At 51.9% G+C, this 214-nt stretch carries 1 protein-coding gene; it reads right to left on the bottom strand.

The annotated features are described in order from the left end of the window. On the bottom strand, positions 1 to 214 hold a 214-nt coding region (locus ACCC96_RS30470), incomplete at both ends, for a hypothetical protein (RefSeq protein ID WP_413697766.1).

Here is a 214-nt window from a genome sequence, read left to right as displayed (position 1 = left end):
GTTGACGGCAGATTCTGGACGTCTATAATTCGCCCCACTTCCGGCGCAGTCGAAACGGAAAACTCCTTGGTAAACAACGAGTTACGCAGTTTTCGACAGCGGTTACGCTTCAGCTCATCGAAGCCAGAAGGAGTTGGTAAGGCAGGGTGTTGTCGCCTTATTGACGGTTCGATCGTCTCGGTCGAAAGCGGAGAAAAAGAGGTGTTGACAGCAG

Source organism: Pseudomonas sp. Pseusp11, assembly GCF_047304405.1.
GTDB lineage: Bacteria > Pseudomonadota > Gammaproteobacteria > Pseudomonadales > Pseudomonadaceae > Aquipseudomonas.
This window is presented reverse-complemented; position numbering and strand designations above follow the sequence as displayed.